Below are 23760 nucleotides of genomic sequence, written 5' to 3'. Positions count from 1 at the left end.
CCCGCCCCCTGTCGCAAACGTGACGTCAGGGGGCGCAAGCGTCTCCTACCCCTCGCGCGGGCCGCCCCAACCGTCCGGGGACCGCCCGGCGGCGATGTCGGCCAGCAGACCGCTCAGGTACGTCTGGGTGGCGGTGTGCAGGCCGCCGCCGAAGCTGACGCGCGCCACACCGAGGGCGGCGAGGTCGGCGATCGAGGGCATGCCGGGACGCAGGTACACGTTGACCGGGCCGCCGATCTCGGTGACCAGCGTGGAGATGACGGCGGGGTCGGCGGCGAGGATGGGGTACACGCAGTCGGCGCCCGCGCGCAGGTAGCGGCGGCCCCGCTCGACCGCCTCGGCGAGGCACTGCTCCGGCGAGCCGGAGCCGTGGAGGAACGTGTCGGCGCGGGCGTTGATCACGAGGTCGGGCGCGGCGGCGCGGACGGCGGCGAGGAAGTCCTCCTGCTCGGCCGGGTCGATCAACGCGCCGGTGCGCGGGTCGGAGTCCTCCAGGTTGACGCCGGCCGCTCCCGCCTCGGCCACCCGCTCGGCCAGCTCGGCCGGCGGCAGGCGGTACCCGCGCTCCATGTCCGCGGTGACGGGCACCGCGACCACGCGCGAGATCCTCGCCACGGCGGCCAGCATCTCGGCGACCGGCGTGTCCTCGCCGTCGTCGTAGCCGAGCGACCGCGCCACGGCGGCGCTGCCCGTCGCCACCACAGGGAACCCGGCGGCCACCACGGCACGGGCCGACGCGGCGTCCCACGCGTTGGGCAGCACGAGCGGCCGCCCCGGCACGTGCAGGGCCCGCAACCGCGCCGCGGCGTCCGGGGCGGCGGTCATCGGGCGCGCGGGTGGTAGTGCCCGGGCTCCATGCGGGTGGGGATGGCGACGCGGTTCCACGCGTTGATGACGATCACGGCCCAGAGCAGCTTGGCCAGCTCGTCCTCGGTGAACTGCTCGGCGGCCCGCGCGTACACGTCGTCGGGCAGCCCCTCCTCCGCGATCAGCGTGACGGCCTCGGTGACCTCCAGCGCGGCCCGTTCACGCGCGGTGAAGAACGGCGTCTCACGCCAGGCCGGCAGCGTGTACAGCCGCTGCTCGGTCTCGCCGCCCGCCCTGGCGTCGACGGTGTGCATGTCGAGGCAGTAGGCGCAGCGGTTGATCTGCGAGGCACGAACCTTGATCAGTTCGAGCAGCGGCTTCTCCAGGCCGCTCCGCTCGACGGCGGCGTTGAGATGGAGCATGGCCTTGTATATCTCCGGAGTCACCCGGTTGAGATCTACCCGTGGCAGGTCCTTCGTGGTGGTGTCATCCGTCGTTGAGGTGCTCATCCCCCCACTTTAGGAGCGCCCCTGCCACCGTCCGGCACGCGGGTGGGCCCGGCACGAGCGCTCCGCCGACGCGCTCGTGCCGGGCACGGTGAACCAGCCGGTGGAACCGTGGATCAGACGGTGTCGGCCGGGTGCTTGGCCGGGGGCTCGGTGCCGTTGAGGCTCGGCGGGGTGGCGTTCGCGAACAGCGAGCGGGCCAGGCCGAGGCCGGCGCCGCCCAGGGTGAGGGCCTTGGCGAGCATCTCCTCGACGCCCTGCGCGCCGTTCAGCACGACCATGTGGTCGATGTTGCCGAACGCCTTGGAGCCCGCCTCCACGATCTGCGGCCAGTTCTCCGCGAGCTGCTGCGCGATGACGGCCTCCTGGTTCTGCGCCAGGGCCTGCGCGCGGGCCTGGATGGCCTCGGCCTCCGCGAGGCCCTTGGCCTTGGCCGCCTCGGCGTCGGCGAGACCGCGCGCCCGGGCGGCCTCCGCCTCGGCGAGGCCCTTGGCCTTGGCGCCCTCGGCGTCGGCCAGGGCGCGGGCCTTGGCCGCGGCCGCCTCGCCCTCACCGGTGGCCCGGGCGGCGCCGGCGGCGGCCTCGGCGCGCAGCCGCACCGACTCGGCGTCCGCGGCGGCGGCCTGCTTCACCTGCGAGGCCTGGGCCACGGCGCGCAGCTCGGTCTCCCTGGCCTCGGCCTCGGCCTGCGCGATGCGGGCGTCCCGCTCGGCCTGCGAGAGCGTGACCGTCTCGTACGCCTTGGCGTCGGCGGGCTTGCGCACCTGCGACTGGAGCCGCTGCTCGGAGAGGTTGGCCTCCAGCTCGGCGGCCCGGGTCTCCTGGACCACGACCTCCTGCCGGGCGGTGGCCTCCGACAGCGGGCCCGCCTGCCGGGCCTTGGCCGCGGCCTGGTCGATCTCGGCCTGGTACCCGGCCTGCTGGATCTGGGACTCGCGGACCGCGGCGGCCTTCTTGGCGGCGGCGGCCTGCTCGGCCTCGGTGGCCTCCTGGTCGCGCTGGGCCTCGGCGATGCGGGCCGCGGCGGCGATGCGGGCGGCGTGCGGCTTGCCGAGGTTGGTGATGTACCCGGTCTCGTCGTCGATCTCCTGGATCTGCAGGGAGTCCACCACCAGGCCGAGCTTGCTCATCTCGTCGGCGGCGCTGCTGCGGGTCTCACCGGTCAGCCGCTCGCGGTTGAGGATGAGGTCCTCGACGGTGAGGTTGCCGATGATGGAGCGCAGGTGACCGGTGAACAGCTCGTGGATGGCGCCGCTCATGCTGTCCTGCTGGTCGAGGAAACGCCGGGCCGCGTTGGCGATCGAGGTGAAGTCGTCACCGACCTTGTAGATGATCACGCCGCGGACCTGCACCGGGATGCCCTGCTGGGTCACGCAGTTCACCTGGAGGTTGGTGGCCCGGCTGTCCAGCCGCAGCCGCCGCGCCGTCTGGAACCCGGGCAGCACCGCGGTGCCCTTCCCGGTGATGATCTTGAAGCCCAGGCTCTCGGCGAGCTCGTTCTTGCCGCGGGCGCCGAGGCCCGAGATGATCAGCGCCTCGTTGGGCTCGGCGACCCGCCAAACGGCCTTGAAAAGGAACGCGGCAACCAGCAGCACGACGATGACGCCGCCGGCCCAGAAGGCCAGCTCGGTGGTGGTCATGGGACCTCCGGATGTACAGGGGGTGTGGGAGAAGTTCAGACGATGGCGCGGGCCACGTAGACCGTCCGCGGTGGCGAGTACTCGACGATGACGACGATCGTCCCCGGCGGGATCTCCTCATCAGGAATCGCCGGGTGGGCATAGAACGCCTCGACGCCCCCGCGTATCGGCACCAGCACCTCACCCACAAGGCCCGGCCCGATCCTGCCGGTCACCCTGCCCTGTCTGCCGACCACCCGTGTGTCACCCCGTCATCGAACGCATCACCGCACGCGAACATTACTCCGTTCGCCCCGTTTCAACACCAGGGAGAACGAAGCCGGCGGCCCCATCCCCGTTGCTCGGGCCACCCGCGCGCACTGCCTTCACCTCGCCCAACGGCCCAGCGAACCCCCGCGTTCCCCGCGCCAGCCGACAAAAATCACAAATCGCAAACATCCCCTCACACCCATTTTCCGCACATCGCCCTCGGCGACCTCCACCGATCACTCACCGACCGCGCCGGATGCACAGAGCACCCGACCAGCGGCTTTTCGGGCTCGTGCCGAAAACAGGCGTACAGCGGGCGCAATAAACGGAGAAAGAGTTCTTCCCGCCGCCGCGCCCCGCCGCTTTCGGTTTTCCGGCGGAGGTGATGATCGCGGAATGACGGCTCATTTCCCGCTTGGCGATGATCTTCCGGGAACGCGGGCCCACGAGCTGGGGATGGACCGGCCGATCAGCCGGCGGGACTTCCTGGACGGGGTCGCGACCGCGGTCACCTGCGCCGCCCTGCCCGCGGCCACCCCGGCCGCCCGGCCCGCCGCCGCGCCGCCCGCCGCGCCGCCCGCACGTCCCGTCCCGCGGGCCCGGCTCGCCGGCCACCCGGCCGCGCGCCGGGAGCAGCGCCACCCGGCCCGCGCGCAGGGGCTGCGCGGCGACACCCCGGACGCCATCGCGGTGCCGCACGCGCTGCGCGACGGGCGTTTCTGGCGGCACGCCGGGACGCCGGAGCCCACCGGGGAGCACTACGACCTCGTCGTGGTCGGCGCGGGCATCAGCGGCGTCACCGCCGCCTACACCTGGACCAGGCGTCACCCCGGCGCGCGGGTGCTGGTGCTGGACAACCATGACGACATCGGCGGCCAGGCCCGCCGCAACGAGTTCCACCCCGCGGGCCGCCTGGGCCCGCTCGTCGCCCACGGCGGCTCAGGCGCGCTGTACGGCCCGCGCGCGTGGTCCCCCGAGGGGCGGGAGCTGCTGTCCGACCTCGGCGTCGTCCCGGGACGTGACTGCGACACGGGTCTCTACCCGGGGCTCGGCATGCACGAGGGCGTGTTCTGCGACCGGGAGAGCTTCGGCCGGGACCGGCTGGTGGTGCTGCGGCCCGGCCGTCCTGCCGCCGAGTGGGTGGCCGAGCTGCCCGTCGCCGAGCGGGCCAGGCAGGACCTCGTCATGCTGTTCGACCACCCGCCGGACTGGTTCCCCGGCCTGCCCGACGGCCACAAGAAGCGGCTGCTCGCCGGGCTGACCTACCAGGGCTTCCTGCGGGACGTCTGCCGCGTGCACCCCGACGCGGTGCGGTTCTGCCAGACCATGCCGAGCGCCACCTGGGCGTACGGCGCCGACGCGCTCGGCGCGCTGGACGCGTGGGCGCTGTCAGGGCCGTTCTCCTACCCGGGGTTCGCCGGCCTCGGCCTCAAGCCCGAGCCGTCGCCGTACAACTCGCCGTGCGTGGCCCGCGGGCGGGCCGCCGGGCAGGCCGACGCGCACTGTTTCCCCGAGGGCAACCAGGCCCTCGTGCGCATGATGACCGGGCGCATGGTGCCGGGCTTCGCCGCCGACGTCTCGGCGGAGCACGTCACCACCACGTCGTTCGACAACTCCGCGCTGGACCGTGCGGGCAACCGGGTGCGGGTGCGCCTGTCCAGCCCTGTCGTGCTGGTGCGCAACGACGGGCCGCCGGAGACGGCGTCCGGCGCGACCGTGGGCTACTACGACGGCACGCGGGTGCGCACGGTGCGGGCCGACGGGGTGATCATGGCCTGCTGGCACAGCGTCATCCCCTACCTCGTGGACGACCTGCCGCCCGCGCAGAAGGAGGCGATGCGGCGCGCCGTGCGCCTGCCGGTGGTGCACGCGACGGCGCAGCTACGGGACTGGCGGGCCTGGCGCGACGCCGGGGTGCACCGGGTGCGGTTCACCGGGGCGTACTGGGCGGGCGCCGAGCTGGCCCCGCCGGTGAGCGTCGGCGCGTACCGCTGCCCGGTCACCCCCGAGGAGCCGGTCACCGCGCACCTGGTGCACACACCCGCCACGCCGGGCACCGCGCCGGGGGCCGCCGCCGTGGCCGGGCGGCGGGCGCTCGCGGGCACGCCGTACGCCGCGCTGGAGTTCGGCGTGCGCGAGCAGCTCGCCCGGCTGCTCGGCCCGTGGGGGTTCGACCCGGCGCGCGACATCGAGGGCCTGACCGTGAACCGCTGGGGCCACGGGTACTCCCCCGCGTACGCGCGGCCCTGGGACGCCTTCCACCCCGACGGCCCGTCCCCCGCGGAGACCGCGCGCCGCCGTTTCGGCCGCGTCGCCATGGCCGGCTCCGACGCCGTCCCCGGCGGCGACGCCGACGCCGCCGTCAGCGCCGCCTTCCGCGCCGTGCGCGACCTGGAGGGCGCGGACCCGGTGTGACGCCCACCCACGTGGCGCCCCGGCATGGCCGGCTCAGCCGCGTGCCCCGGGCTTGGACGGCCTGCGCAGCGCCGTGAAGGCCCACGAGGTGTCCGGCTCGACGGCCCAGTGGGTGAGGCGGCGCACCGGCGGCGTGCAGAGCAGGGTGGCGATGGCCACGCCGAGCAGGACGGCCAGCACCACGCCGGCCGGGGTGCTCATCTCCTTGGCGTACACCTGGAAGACCTTCACGAAGAAGCCGTGCAGCAGGTAGGCGTACATGGTGGCCGCGCCGAGGCCGGAGAACCATGTGCGCCGCGACGGGGTGACCGCGAGGAACGCGGCGAGCAGCGCCGCGCCCGCCGTCAGCATGGCGAGCCGCATCGCGCTGCCGGTGAGGTTGTCCACGCCGATCTTGGCGTTGCTGTCGCGCCACCTGATCCACTCGGTCGCGATGTCGGCGTGCAGCGCGAACGCCAGCGCCAGCCCTCCGGCCAGCACGACGGCGCCGGCCACGCGCACGGCCGGCCGCTTGAGGAGCTCCAGGTGGGCGGGGGTCAGCATCAGGCCGAGCACGTAGAACGGCAGCAGGCCGAACGTGCGGTTCATCGACAGCTCGTCCGGCAGCTCGCTCATGCCCGACAGCAGCGACAGGCCCACCGCGATGACGAGCGGCCACCGGAGCTGCTGCCACACCGGGGTCGACAGGCGCCACAGGAACAGCGACATGAGGAACCAGGTGAGGTAGTACGGGTCGAGCAGGCTGATCTCCAGGTCGCCGTCCAGGAACAGCCGCGGCAGCGAGTACGCCACCTCGAAGATGACGTACGGCACCGCGAGCCCGCTGATGAGCTTGCGCGCCTTGCCCGCGGAGAACGTGAAGTTGCGCGACAGGTAGCCGCTGAGCGCGATGAACAGCGGCATGTGGAAGGTGTAGAGGAAGAAGTAGATCGCGTGCGCCTCCGGGACGTCCCGGAGGTCCTCGATGAGGTGGCCGACGACCACCAGGATGATCGCGAGATACTTGGCGTTGTCCAGGAACGGGTCGCGTTCGCGGGACCGGCGCGTGGGGGGCGGGGCGGCGGGCACGGCCTCGGTGAAGGCCAGGAGACCGGACGGCCTGTCGGGTGCGGCCGGGGTGGGCACCGAAGGCCGCGACGGAGGCACCGAGCCGGGGGCCGCCGGGGCGTCGGGGGTCGTCACGAGCCACCGACCCTAGCGCCGCGGATCGCGGGCCGGGCGAACGCGCGGCGGCTCCCCGGCGAACACCGCACGACGGGTGGCGGGCCCCTTGGTTACGGCGGGCCGCGAAGCATGGCGAAACCGGGCGGTCCGCCGGCGGCGGTCAGGTGCGTGGCGCGGCACGGCGACCCGGGTGGTCCGGCCGGCGGCGGGTCAGGCGCCGCACGGGCCGGGGCCGGCGATGCGTCGCCGGCGGGCCGGCGGCGGGTCGTCAGCGGGTCAGACGGCGGTCTCGGCGGGGAGGCCGGTGGCGGCGAGGCTGGCGGTCCACAGGGCCGCGGCGAGGGCGGGGTCCTCCATCTTCTCCGGGACGGGCGACGGCACGCCCTGTTCGCTGAAGTAGCGGCCCGAGTGGTCGGCGCCGTCGGACGTGGTCGCCAGGCGGACCAGTGTCGAGGCGCCCTGCTCCGGCGTCTTGAAGTAGCCGGGGATGAGTCCGTAGATCTTCATGAGCAGCGTGCCGGCGGCGAACCCGGTGCGGATCACGCCGGGGTGGAAGCAGGTGGCCGTCACCCCGCGCCGGGCGAGCTCGACGGTGAACAGCGCGTTGGCCTGCTTGGTGTCGCTGTACTGCAGCCACCCGTTCCAGCGCCGCGCCTTGCGGTCGAGGTCGGTGGGGTCGAGACGGCCCGACTTGGCGGCCCGCGACGACGTCGTCACGACCCGGCCGCCCGAGGCCACGAGGCGCTCGCGCAGCAGATTGGTGAGCAGGAAACCGGACAGGTGGTTGACCTGCATCATCGTCTCGTGGCCGTCCGCCGTCGTCTCACGCTTGGGGGTCATCACCCCGGCGTTGTTGGCGAGCACGTCGATCCGCTCGTACCGGTCGAGCAGCTCGCCGGCGAGCGTCCGCACCTCGGTGAACGAGGCGAGGTCCGCGGCGTGCGTGTCCGGGCGGCGACCGGTGAGGTTCTCGATACGCGCGGCGACGGAGTCGAGCCTGGCACGGGAACGACCGATCAGGACGACGTCGTGCCCGGCGCGGGCGATCTCTTCGGCGGCTGCCGCGCCGATTCCGGCTGTGGCGCCTGTTATTACAGTAATCATTCGTCCTCCAGTACGCCGGAACCCTATCGGTGCTAGCCTTCTGAGCGATCTTCCGGAGGTGCATTCCCCCCCAAATGCGGCAAGAGCCTCCCGGCGCGCAGGAGTGACCATGGGTTCTGGCAAGCGGTCGATCCGCTTCAAGATCTTTTCGTTGCTACTCCTACCACTGCTTTCGCTGAGTGCCCTATGGGGATTCGTCCTGAACCTGACGGTGGGCGACGGCCTTTCGCTGATGCGGGCCAACACCATCTACCAAAGCCTCGGTGTCACCTCCACAGACCTGGGACTCCAGATTCAGGCCGAACGTTCCATCTCCGCCACCACGTTCGGCGCCGTCCCCCGCGACCAGGACCGCCTGCTCGGCCAGCGCCGCGCCACCGACGTCTCCCTCGCCAAGTTCCGCGCCGCCGCACTCTCCGACGACACGCAGGGCGCACTGAACGACGCCACCAAGGTCGCGACGACCGCCCTGCTCAACGAGCTGGAGCACCTCCCGGGCATCCGGGCCAACGTGGACACCGGGCAGTCCACCCGCCTCGCGAACATCCAGGCGTACAACCAGATCATGGACGGCGTCTTCCGCCTGTACGACCGCATGGTCTCGGTGCCGGACCTGTCCATCTTCGAGCAGGCCGGCGCGATGCAGGCCATGGGCCAGGCCCGCGAGATCATCTCCCGGGAGAACGCCCTGGTCAGCGCGGCCATCGCCCGCGACGGCCTCTCCGACTCCGAGTACGAGGCGTTCTCCGAGTGGGTGGCCAACCGGCGCTTCCAGTACGCCAAGGGCATGGCGATGCTGGAGCCGGACCTGCGCAAGCCGTACGAGGAGGTCTTCGCCTCCCCGACGTTCAAGCGCTTCATCACGATGGAGCAGGACATCATCGACCGGGCCAGGGCCACCGGCCCGCTGCCCCCGTCGGTGAGCCGCTGGCAGGCCATCGCCGACAACCTGTCCGCGATGCTCGACCAGGTGGGCATCAAGGCGTCCAACGCCCTCGCCGACCGCGCCATGAGCGTCGCCACCGGCATCCTGCTGCGCATCGGCCTCGCCGGCGGCCTCGGCCTGGTCGCCGTGGTCACGTCCATCATCATCTCGGTGCGCTTCGGCCGCCGCCTCATCCACGAGCTCGCCGACCTGCGCAACTCCGCCCGCGAGCTGGCCGGCGTGCGGCTGCCGCGGGTCGTCGAGCGGCTGCGCAAGGGCGAGGAGGTGGACGTCGAGGCCGAGGCGCCGCCGATCCCCGGCGGCGACTCCGCCGAGGTGCACGACGTCGCCGAGGCGTTCGGCTCGGTGCAGCACACCGCCGTGCAGGCCGCCGTGGAGCAGGCGGACCTGCGCCGGGGCGTCAGCCAGGTGTTCCTCAACCTGGCGCGCCGCAAGCAAGGGCTGCTGCACAAGCAGTTGCGGCTGCTCGACACCATGCAGCGCCGGGCGTCCGACCCCGAGGCGCTGGAGGACCTGTTCCAGCTCGACCACCTCACCACCCGCATGCGCCGCCACGCCGAGAGCCTGATCATCCTGTCCGGGGCCGCCCCCGGCCGGGCGTGGCGCAAGCCCGTGCCGATGGTGGACGTGGTGCGGGCCGCGGTCGCCGAGGTGGAGGGCTACACGCGGGTCAACGTGTTCCCGCTGCCGAACGCCTTCGTCGCCGGCGCGACCGTCGCCGACCTCATCCACCTCATCGCCGAGCTGATCGAGAACGCCACCGTGTTCTCGCCGCCGCGCACCCGGGTGCAGGTGCGCGGCGAGTCGGTGGCCAACGGCTTCGTCGTGGAGATCGAGGACCGCGGGCTCGGGCTCAGCCCGGAGGAGTACGCCTCCATCAACGAGCGGCTCGCGCACCCGCCGGAGTTCGACCTCGCCGACAGCGACCGCCTCGGCCTGTTCGTGGTGGGCCAGCTCGCCGCGCGCAACAACGTGAACGTCGTGCTGCGCGCGTCGCCGTACGGCGGCACGACGGCCATCGTGCTCATCCCGCGGCAGATGATCGCCGACGACGGCACCCCCACGCCCCTGCCCGGCTCGCTCGCCGACAGCGGCCCGCGCCACGCGCGCGGCCCGCTCCCCGTGCCCGCCGCGCCGGAGACGAGCACGGCGGACGGCACACCGGACACGTCGGACACCTCGGACAGGTCCGGCGCACCGGCCGACGAGCCGCCCGCCGCCCCCTCGCCGTACTTCACCCCCGCGCGGGCCACCGACAGCCCGTCGCTGACCGTCGTGCCGGGCTACGTGGACAACGGCCCGGACACCGACCCCGGGATCACACCGATCACCGACGCCACGGAGCCGCCGTCCACGGTGCCACCGCCGAGGACTCCGGCGCCGAGACCCAAGGCGGCAGGAACCACCGCCGGCGGCACCCACGCGGGCCTTCCCCGCCGGGTGCGGCAGGCCAACATGGCCCCGCAACTGCGGGACAACAAGCAGCAGGACACGCGGACCCGGGAGGGCTCCACGCCTCTCGCCGCCCCCACCCCGGCCGACGACGCGGCCCCTGCCGGGCCGAACCGTTCCCCCGACGAGGCGCGTGCCATGTTCTCTGCCTTCCAGCAGGGCGGGCGCCGCGGGCGGCTGGAGTCCGAGCAGGATTCGGGGGAAAAGTCCGCGGCACAGCACGACCGGACGAATGAGCACCTGAGCAGGCACGACGGCGGGCAGCCGCCGCCGGGCACCGGGCGCGACGAGGGCGACGAGCCCTCCGGGCGCGCGGACCGGCGTGACCCACAGCACGGGCTGCGCGACCATAGTGAGGGCTACGTACATCAGGCGACCGGCGAGAAGGGTGACGAATGACTGGCAAAGTCTCGTCCAACGGCGAACTCAACTGGCTCCTCGACGATCTGATCACCAGGGTCGCAGCGGTGCGCCAAGCCGTCATCCTGTCCACCGACGGCCTGGTCGTCGGCGCGTCCAAGGGTTTCCTGCGTGAGGACGCCGAGCACCTGTCGGCCGTGGCGTCGGGCTTCCAGAGCCTCGCCCGCGGCGCCGGGCGGCACTTCGGCGGCGGGGAGGTGCGGCAGACCATCGTCGAGATGGAGAACGCCTTCCTGTTCGTCACCGCGGCGGGCACCGGCACGTGCCTCGCGGTGCTCAGCAGCGCGGACGCCGACGTGGGCCACATCGCCTACGAGATGGCCATGCTCGTCAAGCGGGTGGGCCAGCACATCTCAACGAATCCCCGGACATCGCCATGACCGTCCACGGGGAGCAGTGGCTGGACGAGGAAGCGGGCCCGGTCGTCCGTCCCTACGCGTTGATCCGTGGCCGCACCCGGTCATCCGCCGACGATCTCGACCTGATCGCTATGGTCACGGCGACCGGTGCTCCGTACACTGGCGAGGCTGGTCTCGGGCCCGAGGAACACCGCATCCTCGGCCTGTGTGACCAGCCGATGTCGGTCGCGGACATCGCCTCCGAGCTCGACCTGCCGCTCGGCGTGGTCCGCGTGCTCCTCGGCGATCTCCATGACCAGGGCATGATCAGCGTACGGGCGCCCGCCCAGCGGGGACCGCGCCCGAACGAGCGCATTCTCAAGGAAGTGATCAATGGCTTACGAGCACTCTGAGGAGCCCGTCGCTCTCAAGATCCTGGTGGCGGGCGGCTTCGGCGTGGGGAAGACCACGCTGGTCGGAGCGATCAGCGAGATCCGTCCCCTGCGCACCGAGGAAGTGCTGTCCGACCGCGGCATCGGCGTCGACGACACCGACGGTGTCGAGACCAAGACGACCACCACCGTGGCGATGGACTTCGGCCGCATCACCATCCGCGAGGGCCTCGTGGTGTACCTGTTCGGCACCCCCGGGCAGGAGCGCTTCTGGTTCATGTGGGACGAGCTGTCCTACGGCGCGCTCGGCGCCGTCGTGCTCGCCGACACCCGGCGTCTCACCGACTGCTTCCCCTCGATCGACTACTTCGAGCAGCGCGGCACGCCGTTCATCGTCGCCGTCAACTGCTTCGACGGCGCCGAGCGCCACGAGGCCGAGGACGTCCGCATCGCGCTGGACCTCGACCCCGAGGTGCCGGTCATCATGTGCGACGTGCGCCGCCGCGCCTCGGCCAAGGTCGTCCTCGTCACTCTGGTGGAGCACGCGCTGCGCACGCTCACCCCCGCCGCCGGATAGGGAGCACCGCAGCCACAGCACCACCCTCTTCACCCCCTCTCGCCGCCCGCACCGGCGACCTCCTCACCCGATCGGAGTCGCCATGCACAAGGGCGTCCCCCAGCCGCGTACCGACGAGCTGACCGAGCGTGCCCGGGAGTGGCAGAACCCGTGGCTGCCGCTGGAACTGCGGGTGGCCAACCGCGTACTCGCGCCGTTCGCCACCCGCCTGTGGCCGTTCGACGCCGACGACCTGAAGGCCAAGGCGCGCAAACGCACCGGGCTGACCGACTTCGGGGACCTGGCACCTCTGGACGAGCCTCTGGGGCTGCTGTGCCGGGGGATGAACGAGGTGACGCAGTTCCATCCCTTCGGCCGGCTGGCGATGCACAGGATGCTCCTGAGCGCCCTCGTGAACCGTCTGCGGCTGGAGGACCTCGCCAAGCGGCGGCCCGAGGCGTTCGAGAAGCCGGTGGAGGCCCCGATCATCATCGCCGGGCTCGTGCGCAGCGGCACGAGCTTCCTGCAACGCCTCATGGCGCGGGACCCGGGGCTGCGCTCGATCCCGTTCTGGGAGATGGTGAACCCGCTGCCCTTCGGGGACGCGGCGGCGCCGGTGCCCGACCCCGACCCGCGGGTCAAGGCGGGTGCCCGGATGATCAGCTACGTGCACCGGTCGTCCCCCGAGATGGTCAAGATGCACGAGATGGAGAACGAGGCACCGGAGGAGGAGCTCGGGATCCTCGCCATGGGCTTCTGCTCGATGGTGTTCGAGGCCACGGCTCCGATGGTGCCGGGCTACATGCCGTGGTACACCGGCACCGACCACACCGCCGGGTACGCCTACCTGCGGCGCGTGCTGCAGGCGATGGCCTGGATCCGCCCCACGGGCAACCGCTGGCTGCTGAAGTCGCCGCAGCACATGGAGCAGTTCGGGCCCCTCACCACGGTGTTCCCCGACGCCACGGTGGTGCAGACCCACCGCGACCCGGTGCGCAGCGTGCTGTCCACCGGCAGCCTGCTGGCGTACTCGTACCGGCAGAGCTACGCCCACCCGAACCCCCACCTGGTGGGGCGCCAGGCCGTCATCATGACAGAACGGCTGCTGCGCGCCGCCGTGCGCGACCGCGACCCCGCCGACGAGCGGTTCGTGGACGTGAAGTTCGCCGAGCTGAACGCCGACCCGATCGGGACGGTCCGCCGCATCCACGCGCGGGCGGGCGCGGAACTGACCCCTGAGGCCGAACGGCGCCTGAAGGAATGGCTGCCGCAGAACGCGCGCGGCAAGCACGGCGAGCACGTCTACGACGCCGCCGACCTGGCCTTGGACCCCGACGAGCTGCGTGAACGGTTCGCCTTCTACTACGAGCACTTCGACGTGCCGCACGAGCCGTTGTGACCTAGAGCGCTCGCAGCCCCTGGATGACCTCGCGCAGCAGGTCGGCGCGGGGCACCGGGCCGGGGGGTTCCGGGGGCCTGGCCTGGATCAGGCCCTCGTCGCGCAGGTCGGCGAGCAGCAGGCGCAGCACGCCGAGCGGCAGGTCGAGGTCCGCGGCCACCTCCACCAGGGGGCGGGACCGGCGCACCAGGGTGAGCAGGCGCCGGTGCTCCGGCCCGAGGCCGGCGTCCTCCGGCGCGCCGGCGCCGGTGGCCACGATGAGCGACAGCAGGTCGAACGACGACGCCGGCGGCGGCGTCCTGCCGCGCGCCAGCGCGAACGGCCGTACCACCGGAACGTCGTCGATCCACTCGCCGTCCATCACACGGCACCTCGTGGATGGGTGGTCAGATGCTGACCCACCCGCCCGACCAGCCGCGCCATCTCGTAAGCGATCAGTCCCGCGTCCGCCTGCATCATGCTCATCACCGCGAGGCAGCTCCCGTTGCCGGCGGCCGTCACGAACAACAGCGCCGCCTCCATCTCCACGATGGTCTGGCGCACCGCGCCGCCACCGAACCGCATGCTGGCGCCCTTGGCGAGGCTCTGGAAGCCCGCCGCGACCGCCGAGAGGTGTTCGGAGTCCTCCCGGCTGAGGCTGCCGGACGCGGCCACACGCAACCCGTCGTTGGACAGGATGATCGCATGACGGACGTCCGTCACCCTCGCCACGAAATCGTCGAGGAGCCAGTTCAGCTCGGTCGACATCGTCACACCTCCTCACCGTCTCGTTCGTTGTCGGTCCCGCCGCGCCGCCCCCCGGTCCGCAGCGAGTTCATCATCGCCCTGGACCGCTCGGCGTCAGAGGATTCCTCCGGCCCCGGGGGCGGGGCGTCCGGCGGCTGCTTGAGCTGCGGCGCCAGGTTCGTCTGGCGCACGCGCCGGGGCAGGCCCTTGCCCGTGCCGCCCGCCCCGGTGATCTGCCGCGGCTCCGGCTGGGCCGCGGCCCACTGCGCCGCCGGCGCGGAAGGGATGGCCTCCCGCGCCGTGGGCACGGCGATCAGCGTGTCCGGGATGAGCACGATGGCGGTCGTGCCGCCGTAGGGTGAGCCGCGCAGCTCGACCCTGATGCCGTGCCGCGCGGCGAGCCGTCCCGTGACGAACAGGCCGAGCCGCTCGGTGACGGTCGCCTCGAACTCCGGGGGCCTGGACAACTTCTCGTTGATCGCGTCCCGCTCCTCGGGGGTCATGCCGAGCCCGCGGTCCTCCACCTCGACGGCGATGCCCCGGGCCGCCATCTCGGCCCGCACCGACACCTCGGTGGTCGGCGGGGAGAACACGGTAGCGTTCTCGATGAGCTCCGCGCACAGATGGATGACGTCGGCCGCCGCGCCGCCCTTCACCGCCACCTCGGGCATGGGGAGCACGTGCACCCGGGTGTAGTCCTCGACCTCCGCGACCGCGGCGCGCACCACGTCGGCGATGGGCACCTCACGGGCGAAGGTGCGGCCCGGCGTGCCGCCGGACACGATGACCAGCCCCTCGGCCTGCCGCCGCATGCGGGTGGTGAGGTGGTCGGCGCGGAACAGCTCACGCAGCGTCTCGGGGTCCTCGATGCGCCGCTGCATGCCGTCCAGGAGCTTGAGCTGGCGCTGGAGCAACGTCTGGCTGCGCCGCGCGAGGTTGCGCAGGGCCGTGCCGACCGAGTCGCGCAGCGTGGCCTGCTCGACGGCGGCCTCCACCGCGGTGCGCCGCACCCCCGCGAACGCCGCTCCGAGGTCGCGCAGCTCGGTGGTGGTGCCGGTGACGGCGAGCGGCGGGGCCTCCGCGTCCACGTCCACCTGCTCGCCCCGGCGCAGACGCTGGATCATGCGCGGCAGCCGCACGTCGGCCAGCTCGGCGGCGGCGTCCCGCAGCTCGCCGATCTCCCTGGTCAGGCCGCGGCCCACCCGGAACGCCACGATGAGCGAGGCGACGACGGCCACCAGGCCGAGCACGCCCGCGAGACCGGCCCGCACGAACGTGGCGATCGCGGCCGGCTCGGCGCTCGCGGCCAGCGCGTCGCCGGCCTTGGTGAGCGTGGCCTGGTAGTAGGCCTCGATGTCGTCGGTGGCCTGGCGCCAGACCGTGTGCGAGAACGTGCGGCCCTGGTCGGCGAGGATCTGCTCCTCCATGGTGAGGAAGCGCTGGTAGGCCTGCGAACGTTCCAGCTCGTCGAAGGGCACGCGCAACGCCGGGTCCAGGTCGGACATGCCCTGGGCGAACAGGAAGCGGCGCGTGGTGGCGAGCTGCGCGAACGAGCGGTACTCGTCCGGCGAGAGGGCGCGCGAGCCGATCAGCACCCCGGAGGCCAGCCCGCGTTCGCGCGACAGGAAGTCCTTGGAGTAGCCGAGCGCGGTGATGGCGCGCGACTGGCGGTAGAGAGGCAGGTCGGTGGCGACGGTCATGCCGGAGACGAGCCGCTGCATGGCGTCGGGGAACCGGCTGAACTCGACGGTCAGCGCCGCCTGGTCCAGCACACCGGCGTCCACGGCGGAGCGGGCGGCGTCCAGGCGTCCCATCATGACGATCATCTCGTCGAACCGCGTCCGCATCGCCGGGGTGGTGAGGTCCGACTGGGCCGCGTCGCTCAGCGCCAGCTCACGGAACCTGTCCCGCATGCCGTCCACGACCTCGCGCTGCCGCGTCATCGCCGCCTTGCGCTCGGGCGACCTGCTGCCGAGCCACTCCGCGGTGACGACGTGCTCGCGCTGCATGGCGATGGCCAGGTCGTCCCCCGGTTTGCCGATGTTGGTGTACAGGGAGGCGACGGCGAGCATGCTGGCCGACTCCCTCGTGGTCACGCTGGCCCCGAAGGCCCAGAGGGCCGCCAGGGACAGGAGCGGGATCACGAGCAGTGCGGTGATCTTGAACCGGATGGATCTGCTCGTCGCCATGACACCTCATCGGTTCGCGGGTTCGGCCGGAGACCGGTTATCCGAGGGTGAAGATCGCCGATGAGACTAGCATTGTGTGTGATGGTTCAAGTGATGCATTTGTGATATTGCGCCAAATACACCTATCCGTCATCCGTGTCAGGAAAACAGCCCAGAATCACCCCTGGCCGCTTGTTCAAGACTCCCCGCCCCAGTCGCGTCGTCCCCACCTTCCCCAGTACCGGCCCGCACCGTGCGCGTCCTACCTCACACCGACCCGCCGGGCCGCGCCGTACGCGACTTCCTCGACGCCGCCCTGCCGCCCCGCGTCCTCCCAGGCGACCCGCGTCAGATGCGCCGCGACGAGCGCCAGCACCGCCGTCTCCACCCCGAGCAACGTCCACTCGACCAACCCGACGAGCACCCCGTGCCCCGGCAACGACACATAGGTGAGCACCGCGAGCGCGGCACCCGCCCCGAGGGCCAGCCACTCCATGGGCCGCGCGATGGCCCGCCACCGCTCGTCCTCGGCGAACCGCCGCGACATCAACGCCGCCGCCCCCGCCATCGCGACCATGGCCACCAGCAACGCGCCCTCCGCCACCGCCGTCCCCGGCACCAGCGCGGCCACCACGGCCCCCACCCCGAAAACAGGCATCAGCCACTGCGTCCACCCGCCCATGGGCCCCCGCACCGCCCACATGCCGAGCACCAGCACCAACGACGACACCCCGAGCAACCCGAGCGCCGCCGCCGCATGCTCACCGTCAACCGCCGCATACCGCGCGACCGTCATATCGGCCATCCCAGCAGGCCCACCGACCCGCCCGGCGACCAACGTCATAGAAGCACCAAGCACACCCACCCCGGCGACCAGGGGATAAAGCCTTCTCAACGGAAGCATGCCTAAAGATTCCCCCATGAAGGCCATCTAAGACATCCGTTTAATCCCTGACCCAACCCTGATCCCACCCCTCAGGGGTTCCCCCTCACGGATCCCACCCTCCAGGGACGAATGCGACCCGGGACCCCCCTCGCCGGTCCCGGGTCGCACGTCCGGTGGTCAGGCCGTGGCGGCCGCCTCGGTGTAACGGGCACGCAGGCCCGGGACGGGGTCGGCCTCGTAGGACTCCGGCGCGCCGGACTCCCACACGGGAGGCTCGGCGGTGCCGGCCAGGAGCCAGGCCGCCTGACGGGCGGCGCCGTCGGCCACGTACTCGCCGGGCTCAGGGACCAGGACCGGACGCCCGAACACAGACGGAGCGATGCGGCGTACGGCCTCGGACCGGGCGCCGCCACCGATGAGGAGCAGACGGCTGGGCTCAAGCCCCATCGCGTCCAGGCCGTCGGCGAGACCGCACAGCATGCCCTCGACGGCGGCCCGCGCGAAGTGCGCCGGCGTCGCGTTGGACAACGTCAGCCCGTGCACCGAGCCGGTGGCGTCCGGCTTGTTCGGCGTACGCTCCCCCTCCAGGTACGGCACGAGCACCAGCCCGTCCGCCCCGGGCGGGGCCTGCAACGCCAGGTCGGAAAGCCCACCGACCGGGACACCCAGCATCGCGGCAGCCGCGTCGAGCACCCGGGCGGCGTTCAGCGTGCACACCAGCGGCAGGAACCGCCCGGTCGCGTCCGCGAACCCCGCGATCGCCCCGGACGCGTCATGGCTCGGCGAGTCCGAGCACGCGAACACCGTCCCGGACGTCCCGATGGACACCACCACGTCCCCGGGACGCAGCCCGACCCCGAGCGCCGCCGCCATGTTGTCCCCGGTGCCCGGCGCCAGCCGTACGGCCCCGGCGTCAGGGAACAGCGAGGTGTCGAGCACCCCCGCCTGCCCCACCGGCTCCAGCACCTTGGGCACCAGCGGCGTGTGCCCCAGCGCCAGCTTGAGCAGGTCCGCCCGGTACGTGCCGGCGGCCGGCGACCAGTACCCCGTCCCGGAGGCGTCCCCCCGGTCCGTGGTCAGCGCGCCGAGCCCCTTCGCACCGCCGAGCCGCCACGTCAGCCAGTCGTGCGGCAGGCCCACGGCGGCCGTACGGCGGGCGTTCTCCGGCTCGTGCTCCGCCAGCCACCGCAGCTTGGTCACGGTGAACGACGCCACCGGCACGCTGCTCACCGCGTCCGCCCAGGCCTGCGGCCCGCCGAGCTCGGCGACCAGTTCCTCGGCGGCGCGGGCCGAACGGGTGTCGTTCCACAACAACGCGTCGCGGACGACCCCGCCGTCCTCGTCCAGGGCCACCATGCCGTGCTGCTGCGCGCCGACCGACAGGGCCGTCACGTCGGCGAGCCCGCCCGCCTCGGCGACGGCCTGCCTCAGCGCCGCCCACCAGTGGTCGGGATGCACCTCGGTCCCCGGGGGGTGGGGGGCGCGGCCCTCACGGACCAGCGCCCCCGTCTCCGCGTCCCGGACGACCACCTTGCAACTCTGCGTCGAGGAGTCGATCCCGGCGACGAGTGTCATCCCCGCACTCCGGTGAGGTGCTCGATCGCGAGCTGGTTGAGCCGGGTGAAGTGGAACCCCCGCTCGGACGCCTTGTCGAGGTCGAAGTCGTCCTTCTCCAGGTCCGCGTACGTCTCACCGGGGGCGAGGGTCGGCTGCGCCAGCTCGGTGACCCGGGAGTCGGCGAGGGCCTGCTGCACCTCGGGGTCGGCGCGGAACGCCGCCGAGCGGGCCTTCAGGATGAGGTAGGTGCGCATGTTGGCGGCGGCGGACACCCACACGTCCTCGGAGTCCTCGGTGCGCAGCGGCTTGTAGTCGAAGTGGCGCGGGCCCTCGTAGCCGCCGTTCTCCAGCAGGTCCACCAGGAAGAACGCGCTCTTGGTGTCGCCGTGCCCGAAGATGAAGTCCTGGTCGTACCGGGGGCCGTGCTGGCCGTTCAGGTCGATGTGGAACAGCTTGCCGTGCCACAGGGCCTGCGCGATGCCGTGCACGAAGTTGAGGCCCGCCATCTGCTCGTGCCCGACCTCGGGGTTGAGGCCGACCATCTCGGGGTGCTCCAGCTCGTTGATCAGCGCGAGGGCGTGCCCGATGGTGGGCAGCAGGATGTCACCGCGCGGCTCGTTCGGCTTGGGCTCCAGGGCGAAGCGGATGTTGTAGCCCTTGTCGATGACGTACTGGCAGAGCAGGTCAAGACCTTCCTTGTACCGGTCGAGCGCCGCCTTGACGTCCTTGGCGGCGTCCGACTCCGAGCCCTCACGGCCGCCCCAGCAGACGTACGTGGTGGCGCCGAGCTCGGCGGCGAGGTCCAGGTTGCGGATCACCTTGCGCAGCGCGTACCGCCGCACGTCGCGGTCGTTGCTGGTGAAGGCGCCGTCCTTGAACACCGGGTGGGTGAACAGGTTGGTGGTCGCCATGGGGACCTTGAGGTCGGTGCCGGCCAGGGCCTTCTTGAACGCCGCCACGGCCTTGTCCCGGTCGGGCTCGGTGGCCAGCAGGTCGTCGTCGTGGAAGGTGACGCCGTAGGCGCCGAGCTCGGCGAGCCGGTTGACCGACTCCACCGGGTCCAGCGCGGGGCGGGTGGCGTCGCCGAAGGGGTCGCGCGCCTGCCAGCCGACCGTCCACAGACCGAAGGTGAACTTGTCTTCTTTCTTGGGGGTGTACGCGTCCACTGTCTGGTCTCTCCCGATGTGAGGTTAATTAGTCTATGTTGTGGACTAAATATCGGACGCGGGGAGCGACAGGTCAAGAGGCGACGGCCCGTGACTTCACGGGGAAGGGAGACTGGTTGTGATCGAGGCCGGGGAGCACCCCTGATGGCACAGGCGTTACGCCACGGCACGATGCGCGCGGGCAACCTCGCCGTCGTCCTCGGCGAACTCGACCGCCGCGGCCCCCTGACCCGCGCCGCCCTCGCCGACGCCACCGGTCTGACCAAGACCACCGTATCGAAGCTGGTGGCGGACCTGATCGAGGCCGGCCTCGCCGTCGAGTCCGGCACCGTCCGCGACGGCGAACGAGGCCGCCCCGGCACCGCCGTCCGCCTCAGCGGCCACCGCGTGGCGGCCCTGGGCCTGGAGATCAACGTCGACTACCTCGCCGCCTGTGTGGTGGATCTCACCCGCGAGATCCGCGTCATCCGTACACAGCCTGTGGACAACCGCTCCGCCCCGCCGGCCGACGTCATCGCCCACCTGCGCGCCCTCGCCACCGCCGTCCTCGGCGAAGCCACGACCCTGGGCCTGACCATCCCCGGCGCCGTCGTCGCCCTCCCCGGCCCCGTCGACCCGTCCACCGGCACCGTCCACCGCGCCCCCAACCTCGGCTGGCGCGACGTCGCCGTCACCGACACCCTCGCCCTCCCCCTGCCGGTGGTCGTCGACAACGAAGCCAACCTCGCCGCCCTGGGCGAGCTGTGGTTCGGCTCCGGCCCCGCCCTGGGCGACTTCCTCCACGTCTCCGGCGAGATCGGCATCGGCGCCGGCCTGGTCGTCAACGGCGAACTGTTCCGCGGCGCCCACGGCTTCGCCGGCGAACTCGGCCACGTCGTCGTCATCCCCGACGGCCCCCCCTGCCGCTGCGGCGGCTCCGGCTGCCTGGAACGCTACGCCGGCCAGGACGCCCTGCTCTCCGACGGCGAGACCCTCCCCGACCTGCTCACCCGCCTCCGCTCCGGCGACCCCGGCGCCCTGGACTCCTGCACCCAAGCCGGCACCGCCCTGGGCATAGCCCTCACCACCGCCGTCAACCTCCTGGACCCCGACACCATCGTCCTCGGCGGCATCTACGCCCCCCTGTTCCCCTGGATCTCCACCCCCGCCACCCGGACCCTGCGCAGCCGCCTCTCCCAGATGCACCCCAGAGTCCCCACCCTGGTCATCTCCGCCGCCGGCACCAACGCCGCCCCCCTCGGCGCCGCCGGCTCCGTCATCCAGCGCATCATCGCCGACCCCATCACCCACCTCCCCACGACTCAGGAGGCCATCGGTTAGATTCAGTTGAGAATTGAATCAACCCTGGAGGACCTCATGTCCGTCCGCCGCCTCAACCACGCCGTCCTGTACGTCCGCGACGTGGACCGCAGCGTCACCTTCTACCAAGAGGCACTGGGCTTCCGCATGGTCATGTCCATGCCCGGCGCCGCCTTCCTCCAGGCCCCCGCCTCCCAGAACGACCACGACCTGGGCCTCTTCCAGATCGGCCCCCAGGCCACCGCGTCCCAGGCCGGCCGCGCCACCGTGGGCCTCTACCACCTCGCCTGGGAGGTCGAAACCCTGGCCGACCTCCAGCAGACCGCCGCCAAACTCACCGAACTGGACGCCCTTGTTGGCGCCTCCGACCACTCCACCACCAAGGCCCTCTACGCCAAGGACCCCGACGGCCTGGAATTCGAGGTCTCCTGGCTCGTCCCCGCCCACCTCCTCACCGACGACACCCTCGCCGGCCGCTCCCAGATCCGCCCCCTGGACATCCAGCAGGAAATCACCCGCTACGGCGCCGACACCCCCGGCGGCATCGGCATCTCCGTCCCCGCCTGACACCGTTTCCGTAACTGCCCGAGCACTCAGCCGACAGATGGGGAAGACTTCCCGCCAAAGCCGGACATGGGCGGGGAGGGGCTAGGGCGGCGCACATCGGGCCGGCCGAGGCGGCTGGGACTGGGGGGTTCAGAAGACAGATGTACGGAGGCTTCGCGGGGACGAGGCCGTCCGCGTGCGAGTTGGGCCGGTTCCAGGCGTCGTCCCCGGTGAAGGCGTAGGGCGTCGTCAGGTGGATTTGAGAGTGGCGATGAACGTGTTGAACTCGGGTGCCGACACCGTCAGGTGACCTTTCGATGGGTCCTTACTATCGCGGATGGCCACCTTGGCGGGGATCACGGCAACCTCCACGCAATTTCCACCGTTCGCGGAGCTGTGGGAGGATTTTTTCCAGTTCAGCTCTTCCACTGTCCGGCCATCCTTGTCATGAGGGCCACAGAATCCCGCTGTGACATGGCGTCAGCGCGGAAACATCGAACATTCGGCGCAATCGTACCAAATCCTCTGGATCCTCGGCCACGTCTCCATTTATGGCGTTGTCCACATAGGCGATATCGGTCCCGCCGCCGAATTTGGCGATCACGAAGGGACCTGTGAAACCGGCGCACGCTTTCGCGCGAGCCGGAACGATCTGGATGATCACGTTTTCGCGCTGCGAGACCTCCGCGAGATACGTGAGCTGGCCGGCCATGACATCGGGACCTCCGACGTTCTGCGACAGCACGCCTTCCGCGATCAACGCGATGAACATCGGCGGTTCCTCCTCCCGGTGCAGGATCTTCTGCCGCTCCATGCGAGCACCGACCATCTCCTCGACGTCCGCGAGACGGTTGGCCGCCACGAGGATTCCTCGGGCATAGTCCTCGGTCTGCAGGAGGCCGGGCACCACCATGGGCTCGAACGACCACAGCGAAGACGCCCTCCCCTCGATCTCCGTCCAGCGTCCGAACCACTCCAGCGGCACGGACGCCTTCACCAGGTCCTCGCGGATGCGGACGAGGATGCCGCGCATGTCGAACATCTCGTCCAGCTTGGTCACGTGGTCCATCACCGGGACCCGGTGGCCGGTCTCCCATTGGCGGACCAGGACTTCGCTCACGTAGAACTCTTTGGCGAGCGCCGCCCGGGACATTCCTTTTCCTTCGCGGGCGCGGCGCAATTCCCGGGCAAGGAACATACGCGGCGTGCCGCCGTTGAGTGTCGTCATCTGCCGTCGCACCTCGTTTCAGCGGGACGAAGAGAGGTTTCGAATCGCACGCGGTCCGGATGTGCCTGCCCCACACGATGCCAGGTCAACGACCCTGGCGATGGCTTTTCACGGAAAGGCCGGGTGTGAGGTCAGGCGAAGTCCACGAGGCGGTTTTCGCCAAATGGGCACTCCTCCATGAAAGGGTGCGACAAATGGCAGATCCCGCAATGCTGCCGCGTGGTGAGAAATCACCCACCCCGGACGTGCTCGCGAACGCCGTCGAGCTGCCGGGGCGTGCCGAGTCGGTCGCGGCGGCCCGGGTGTTCGTGCGTGAGACGCTCGGCGAGCGGCATCCGGCCGTCGACGACGTGACGCTCCTGGTGTCGGAGCTGGTGACGAACGGCGTGGTCCACTCGAAGTCGCGGGACGGCGGGACGGTGACGGTGATGATCGTCGACCGGGTGGGGCACGTCCACATCGAGGTCACCGACGAGGGCGGCGAGACGGCACCTGAGATCCGCGACAACCCTCTCGGCGAAGGGGGACGCGGCCTGCTGCTCGTGGAGCTGATCGCGCACCGCTGGGGCTTCTCCCGCGACTGGTCCTGGCAATCCGTGTGGTGCGAGGTGAGGTACGGAAGCCCGGCGCGGGACGTCGTCCTGCCCGGCGACTCAGCGGCCGTACGTCCGGCGGAGCCTCATTCGAGGTCCGGTTGAGGATCGCCACAAGGGTTCCTGCGGTGACCACCAGGAAAGCGATACACCCAGCACATGTCCCACACCCGCGAGCCGGACCCGCGGCGGGCCGTGACGGC

Annotated in this window: 23 protein-coding genes; 9 read left to right on the top strand and 14 right to left on the bottom strand. The window is 71.7% G+C overall.

What is annotated here, in order from left to right; all coding sequences use genetic code 11:
- Window positions 1–45: 45 nt before the first annotated feature.
- From ABGB17_RS09990 to ABGB17_RS09975, 4 genes are all read right to left on the bottom strand, one after another.
- The gene (locus tag ABGB17_RS09990; protein WP_347627713.1) at window positions 46–825 is read right to left on the bottom strand and encodes an isocitrate lyase/phosphoenolpyruvate mutase family protein; all 780 of its coding nucleotides are present in this window, start codon (window positions 823–825) and stop codon (window positions 46–48) included.
- A complete protein-coding gene (locus ABGB17_RS09985) occupies window positions 822–1316 on the bottom strand; it encodes a carboxymuconolactone decarboxylase family protein (RefSeq protein WP_347627711.1) in 495 nt (164 codons plus the stop codon). Before ABGB17_RS09985 ends, ABGB17_RS09990 begins: the two co-directional genes overlap by 4 nt.
- Before the next feature lie 113 nt (window positions 1317–1429).
- Window positions 1430–2953, bottom strand: a complete 1524-nt coding sequence (locus ABGB17_RS09980) for an SPFH domain-containing protein (protein WP_347627709.1) — start codon at window positions 2951–2953, stop codon at window positions 1430–1432.
- Window positions 2954–2988: 35 nt separating this feature from the next.
- The gene (locus tag ABGB17_RS09975) at window positions 2989–3189 is read right to left on the bottom strand and encodes a hypothetical protein (RefSeq protein WP_347627707.1); all 201 of its coding nucleotides are present in this window, start codon (window positions 3187–3189) and stop codon (window positions 2989–2991) included.
- Window positions 3190–3658: 469 nt separating this feature from the next.
- Here ABGB17_RS09975 and ABGB17_RS09970 point away from each other — a divergent pair, with 469 nt between their 5' ends.
- A complete protein-coding gene (locus ABGB17_RS09970; RefSeq protein WP_347627705.1) occupies window positions 3659–5617 on the top strand; it encodes an NAD(P)-binding protein in 1959 nt (652 codons plus the stop codon).
- A 33-nt stretch (window positions 5618–5650) separates the two neighbouring features.
- Here ABGB17_RS09970 and ABGB17_RS09965 read toward each other — a convergent pair whose 3' ends face one another.
- A complete protein-coding gene (locus tag ABGB17_RS09965) occupies window positions 5651–6799 on the bottom strand; it encodes an acyltransferase family protein (protein ID WP_347627703.1) in 1149 nt (382 codons plus the stop codon).
- Between the two features lie 258 nt (window positions 6800–7057).
- Window positions 7058–7885 carry an SDR family NAD(P)-dependent oxidoreductase gene (locus tag ABGB17_RS09960; RefSeq protein WP_347627701.1) on the bottom strand — a complete coding sequence of 276 codons (828 nt, stop codon included), beginning with the start codon at window positions 7883–7885 and terminating at the stop codon, window positions 7058–7060.
- 109 nt (window positions 7886–7994) lie between these two features.
- Between ABGB17_RS09960 and ABGB17_RS09955 the strand changes: the two genes are divergently transcribed.
- The 5 genes from ABGB17_RS09955 (at window position 7995) to ABGB17_RS09935 (ending at window position 13388) form a co-directional block, all read left to right on the top strand.
- Window positions 7995–10682 (top strand): nitrate- and nitrite sensing domain-containing protein, encoded by a 2688-nt coding sequence (locus ABGB17_RS09955; protein WP_347627699.1) that lies wholly within the window; start codon window positions 7995–7997, stop codon window positions 10680–10682.
- The gene (locus ABGB17_RS09950) at window positions 10679–11083 is read left to right on the top strand and encodes a roadblock/LC7 domain-containing protein (RefSeq protein ID WP_347627697.1); all 405 of its coding nucleotides are present in this window, start codon (window positions 10679–10681) and stop codon (window positions 11081–11083) included. Before ABGB17_RS09955 ends, ABGB17_RS09950 begins: the two co-directional genes overlap by 4 nt.
- On the top strand, window positions 11080–11454 hold the full coding sequence (locus ABGB17_RS09945; protein WP_347627695.1) for a DUF742 domain-containing protein: 375 nt from the start codon (window positions 11080–11082) through the stop codon (window positions 11452–11454). Before ABGB17_RS09950 ends, ABGB17_RS09945 begins: the two co-directional genes overlap by 4 nt.
- The gene (locus tag ABGB17_RS09940) at window positions 11435–12010 is read left to right on the top strand and encodes an ATP/GTP-binding protein (RefSeq protein ID WP_347627693.1); all 576 of its coding nucleotides are present in this window, start codon (window positions 11435–11437) and stop codon (window positions 12008–12010) included. The genes ABGB17_RS09945 and ABGB17_RS09940 overlap by 20 nt, the downstream gene beginning before the upstream one ends.
- Before the next feature lie 82 nt (window positions 12011–12092).
- Window positions 12093–13388 (top strand): sulfotransferase, encoded by a 1296-nt coding sequence (locus ABGB17_RS09935; protein WP_347627691.1) that lies wholly within the window; start codon window positions 12093–12095, stop codon window positions 13386–13388.
- A 1-nt stretch (window position 13389) separates the two neighbouring features.
- Here ABGB17_RS09935 and ABGB17_RS09930 read toward each other — a convergent pair whose 3' ends face one another.
- From ABGB17_RS09930 to xylA, 6 genes are all read right to left on the bottom strand, one after another.
- Entirely contained in the window at window positions 13390–13749 is a 360-nt protein-coding gene (locus ABGB17_RS09930; RefSeq protein WP_347627689.1) for a DUF742 domain-containing protein, read from the bottom strand.
- Entirely contained in the window at window positions 13749–14135 is a 387-nt protein-coding gene (locus ABGB17_RS09925) for a roadblock/LC7 domain-containing protein (protein ID WP_347627687.1), read from the bottom strand. Before ABGB17_RS09925 ends, ABGB17_RS09930 begins: the two co-directional genes overlap by 1 nt.
- A 2-nt stretch (window positions 14136–14137) precedes the next feature.
- Window positions 14138–16303, bottom strand: coding sequence for a nitrate- and nitrite sensing domain-containing protein (locus ABGB17_RS09920; protein ID WP_347627685.1), 2166 nt, complete (start codon window positions 16301–16303; stop codon window positions 14138–14140).
- A gap of 241 nt (window positions 16304–16544) precedes the next feature.
- Window positions 16545–17186 (bottom strand): DUF998 domain-containing protein, encoded by a 642-nt coding sequence (locus tag ABGB17_RS09915; protein WP_347627683.1) that lies wholly within the window; start codon window positions 17184–17186, stop codon window positions 16545–16547.
- A gap of 159 nt (window positions 17187–17345) precedes the next feature.
- Window positions 17346–18743 (bottom strand): xylulokinase, encoded by a 1398-nt coding sequence (xylB, locus tag ABGB17_RS09910; RefSeq protein WP_347627681.1) that lies wholly within the window; start codon window positions 18741–18743, stop codon window positions 17346–17348.
- A complete protein-coding gene (gene xylA, locus ABGB17_RS09905) occupies window positions 18740–19891 on the bottom strand; it encodes a xylose isomerase (protein WP_347627679.1) in 1152 nt (383 codons plus the stop codon). The genes xylB and xylA overlap by 4 nt, the downstream gene beginning before the upstream one ends.
- A gap of 144 nt (window positions 19892–20035) precedes the next feature.
- Here xylA and ABGB17_RS09900 point away from each other — a divergent pair, with 144 nt between their 5' ends.
- Window positions 20036–21211, top strand: a complete 1176-nt coding sequence (locus tag ABGB17_RS09900) for an ROK family transcriptional regulator (protein ID WP_347627677.1) — start codon at window positions 20036–20038, stop codon at window positions 21209–21211.
- A gap of 36 nt (window positions 21212–21247) precedes the next feature.
- Window positions 21248–21757 carry a VOC family protein gene (locus tag ABGB17_RS09895; RefSeq protein ID WP_347627675.1) on the top strand — a complete coding sequence of 170 codons (510 nt, stop codon included), beginning with the start codon at window positions 21248–21250 and terminating at the stop codon, window positions 21755–21757.
- A 228-nt stretch (window positions 21758–21985) separates the two neighbouring features.
- Here the strand turns inward: ABGB17_RS09895 and ABGB17_RS09890 are convergent, their stop codons facing one another.
- Window positions 21986–22165 carry a DUF397 domain-containing protein gene (locus tag ABGB17_RS09890; protein WP_347627673.1) on the bottom strand — a complete coding sequence of 60 codons (180 nt, stop codon included), beginning with the start codon at window positions 22163–22165 and terminating at the stop codon, window positions 21986–21988.
- A 16-nt stretch (window positions 22166–22181) separates the two neighbouring features.
- Window positions 22182–22964 (bottom strand): helix-turn-helix transcriptional regulator, encoded by a 783-nt coding sequence (locus ABGB17_RS09885; protein ID WP_347627671.1) that lies wholly within the window; start codon window positions 22962–22964, stop codon window positions 22182–22184.
- A 194-nt stretch (window positions 22965–23158) separates the two neighbouring features.
- Here ABGB17_RS09885 and ABGB17_RS09880 point away from each other — a divergent pair, with 194 nt between their 5' ends.
- A complete protein-coding gene (locus tag ABGB17_RS09880; RefSeq protein WP_347627669.1) occupies window positions 23159–23662 on the top strand; it encodes an ATP-binding protein in 504 nt (167 codons plus the stop codon).
- Window positions 23663–23760: the final 98 nt, after the last annotated feature.

Origin of the sequence: Sphaerisporangium sp. B11E5, from assembly GCF_039871875.1 — a bacterium.
GTDB lineage: Bacteria > Actinomycetota > Actinomycetes > Streptosporangiales > Streptosporangiaceae > Sphaerisporangium.
This window is presented reverse-complemented; position numbering and strand designations above follow the sequence as displayed.

Excerpts from the sequence above, each read along its gene's own strand:
- ABGB17_RS09925 (WP_347627687.1), bottom strand. The coding sequence starts at position 14,135 with ATGTCGACCGAGCTGAACTGGCTCCTCGACGATTTCGTGGCGAGGGTG.
- ABGB17_RS09930 (WP_347627689.1), bottom strand. The coding sequence starts at position 13,749 with ATGGACGGCGAGTGGATCGACGACGTTCCGGTGGTACGGCCGTTCGCG.
- ABGB17_RS09935 (WP_347627691.1), top strand. The coding sequence starts at position 12,093 with ATGCACAAGGGCGTCCCCCAGCCGCGTACCGACGAGCTGACCGAGCGT.
- ABGB17_RS09985 (WP_347627711.1), bottom strand. The coding sequence starts at position 1,316 with ATGAGCACCTCAACGACGGATGACACCACCACGAAGGACCTGCCACGG.
- xylB (WP_347627681.1), bottom strand. The coding sequence starts at position 18,743 with ATGACACTCGTCGCCGGGATCGACTCCTCGACGCAGAGTTGCAAGGTG.
- ABGB17_RS09955 (WP_347627699.1), top strand. The coding sequence starts at position 7,995 with ATGGGTTCTGGCAAGCGGTCGATCCGCTTCAAGATCTTTTCGTTGCTA.
- ABGB17_RS09945 (WP_347627695.1), top strand. The coding sequence starts at position 11,080 with ATGACCGTCCACGGGGAGCAGTGGCTGGACGAGGAAGCGGGCCCGGTC.
- ABGB17_RS09970 (WP_347627705.1), top strand. The coding sequence starts at position 3,659 with ATGGACCGGCCGATCAGCCGGCGGGACTTCCTGGACGGGGTCGCGACC.
- ABGB17_RS09940 (WP_347627693.1), top strand. The coding sequence starts at position 11,435 with ATGGCTTACGAGCACTCTGAGGAGCCCGTCGCTCTCAAGATCCTGGTG.
- ABGB17_RS09950 (WP_347627697.1), top strand. The coding sequence starts at position 10,679 with ATGACTGGCAAAGTCTCGTCCAACGGCGAACTCAACTGGCTCCTCGAC.
- ABGB17_RS09885 (WP_347627671.1), bottom strand. The coding sequence starts at position 22,964 with ATGACGACACTCAACGGCGGCACGCCGCGTATGTTCCTTGCCCGGGAA.
- ABGB17_RS09990 (WP_347627713.1), bottom strand. The coding sequence starts at position 825 with ATGACCGCCGCCCCGGACGCCGCGGCGCGGTTGCGGGCCCTGCACGTG.
- ABGB17_RS09915 (WP_347627683.1), bottom strand. The coding sequence starts at position 17,186 with ATGCTTCCGTTGAGAAGGCTTTATCCCCTGGTCGCCGGGGTGGGTGTG.
- ABGB17_RS09960 (WP_347627701.1), bottom strand. The coding sequence starts at position 7,885 with ATGATTACTGTAATAACAGGCGCCACAGCCGGAATCGGCGCGGCAGCC.
- ABGB17_RS09900 (WP_347627677.1), top strand. The coding sequence starts at position 20,036 with ATGGCACAGGCGTTACGCCACGGCACGATGCGCGCGGGCAACCTCGCC.
- ABGB17_RS09895 (WP_347627675.1), top strand. The coding sequence starts at position 21,248 with ATGTCCGTCCGCCGCCTCAACCACGCCGTCCTGTACGTCCGCGACGTG.
- ABGB17_RS09920 (WP_347627685.1), bottom strand. The coding sequence starts at position 16,303 with ATGGCGACGAGCAGATCCATCCGGTTCAAGATCACCGCACTGCTCGTG.
- ABGB17_RS09980 (WP_347627709.1), bottom strand. The coding sequence starts at position 2,953 with ATGACCACCACCGAGCTGGCCTTCTGGGCCGGCGGCGTCATCGTCGTG.
- ABGB17_RS09880 (WP_347627669.1), top strand. The coding sequence starts at position 23,159 with ATGGCAGATCCCGCAATGCTGCCGCGTGGTGAGAAATCACCCACCCCG.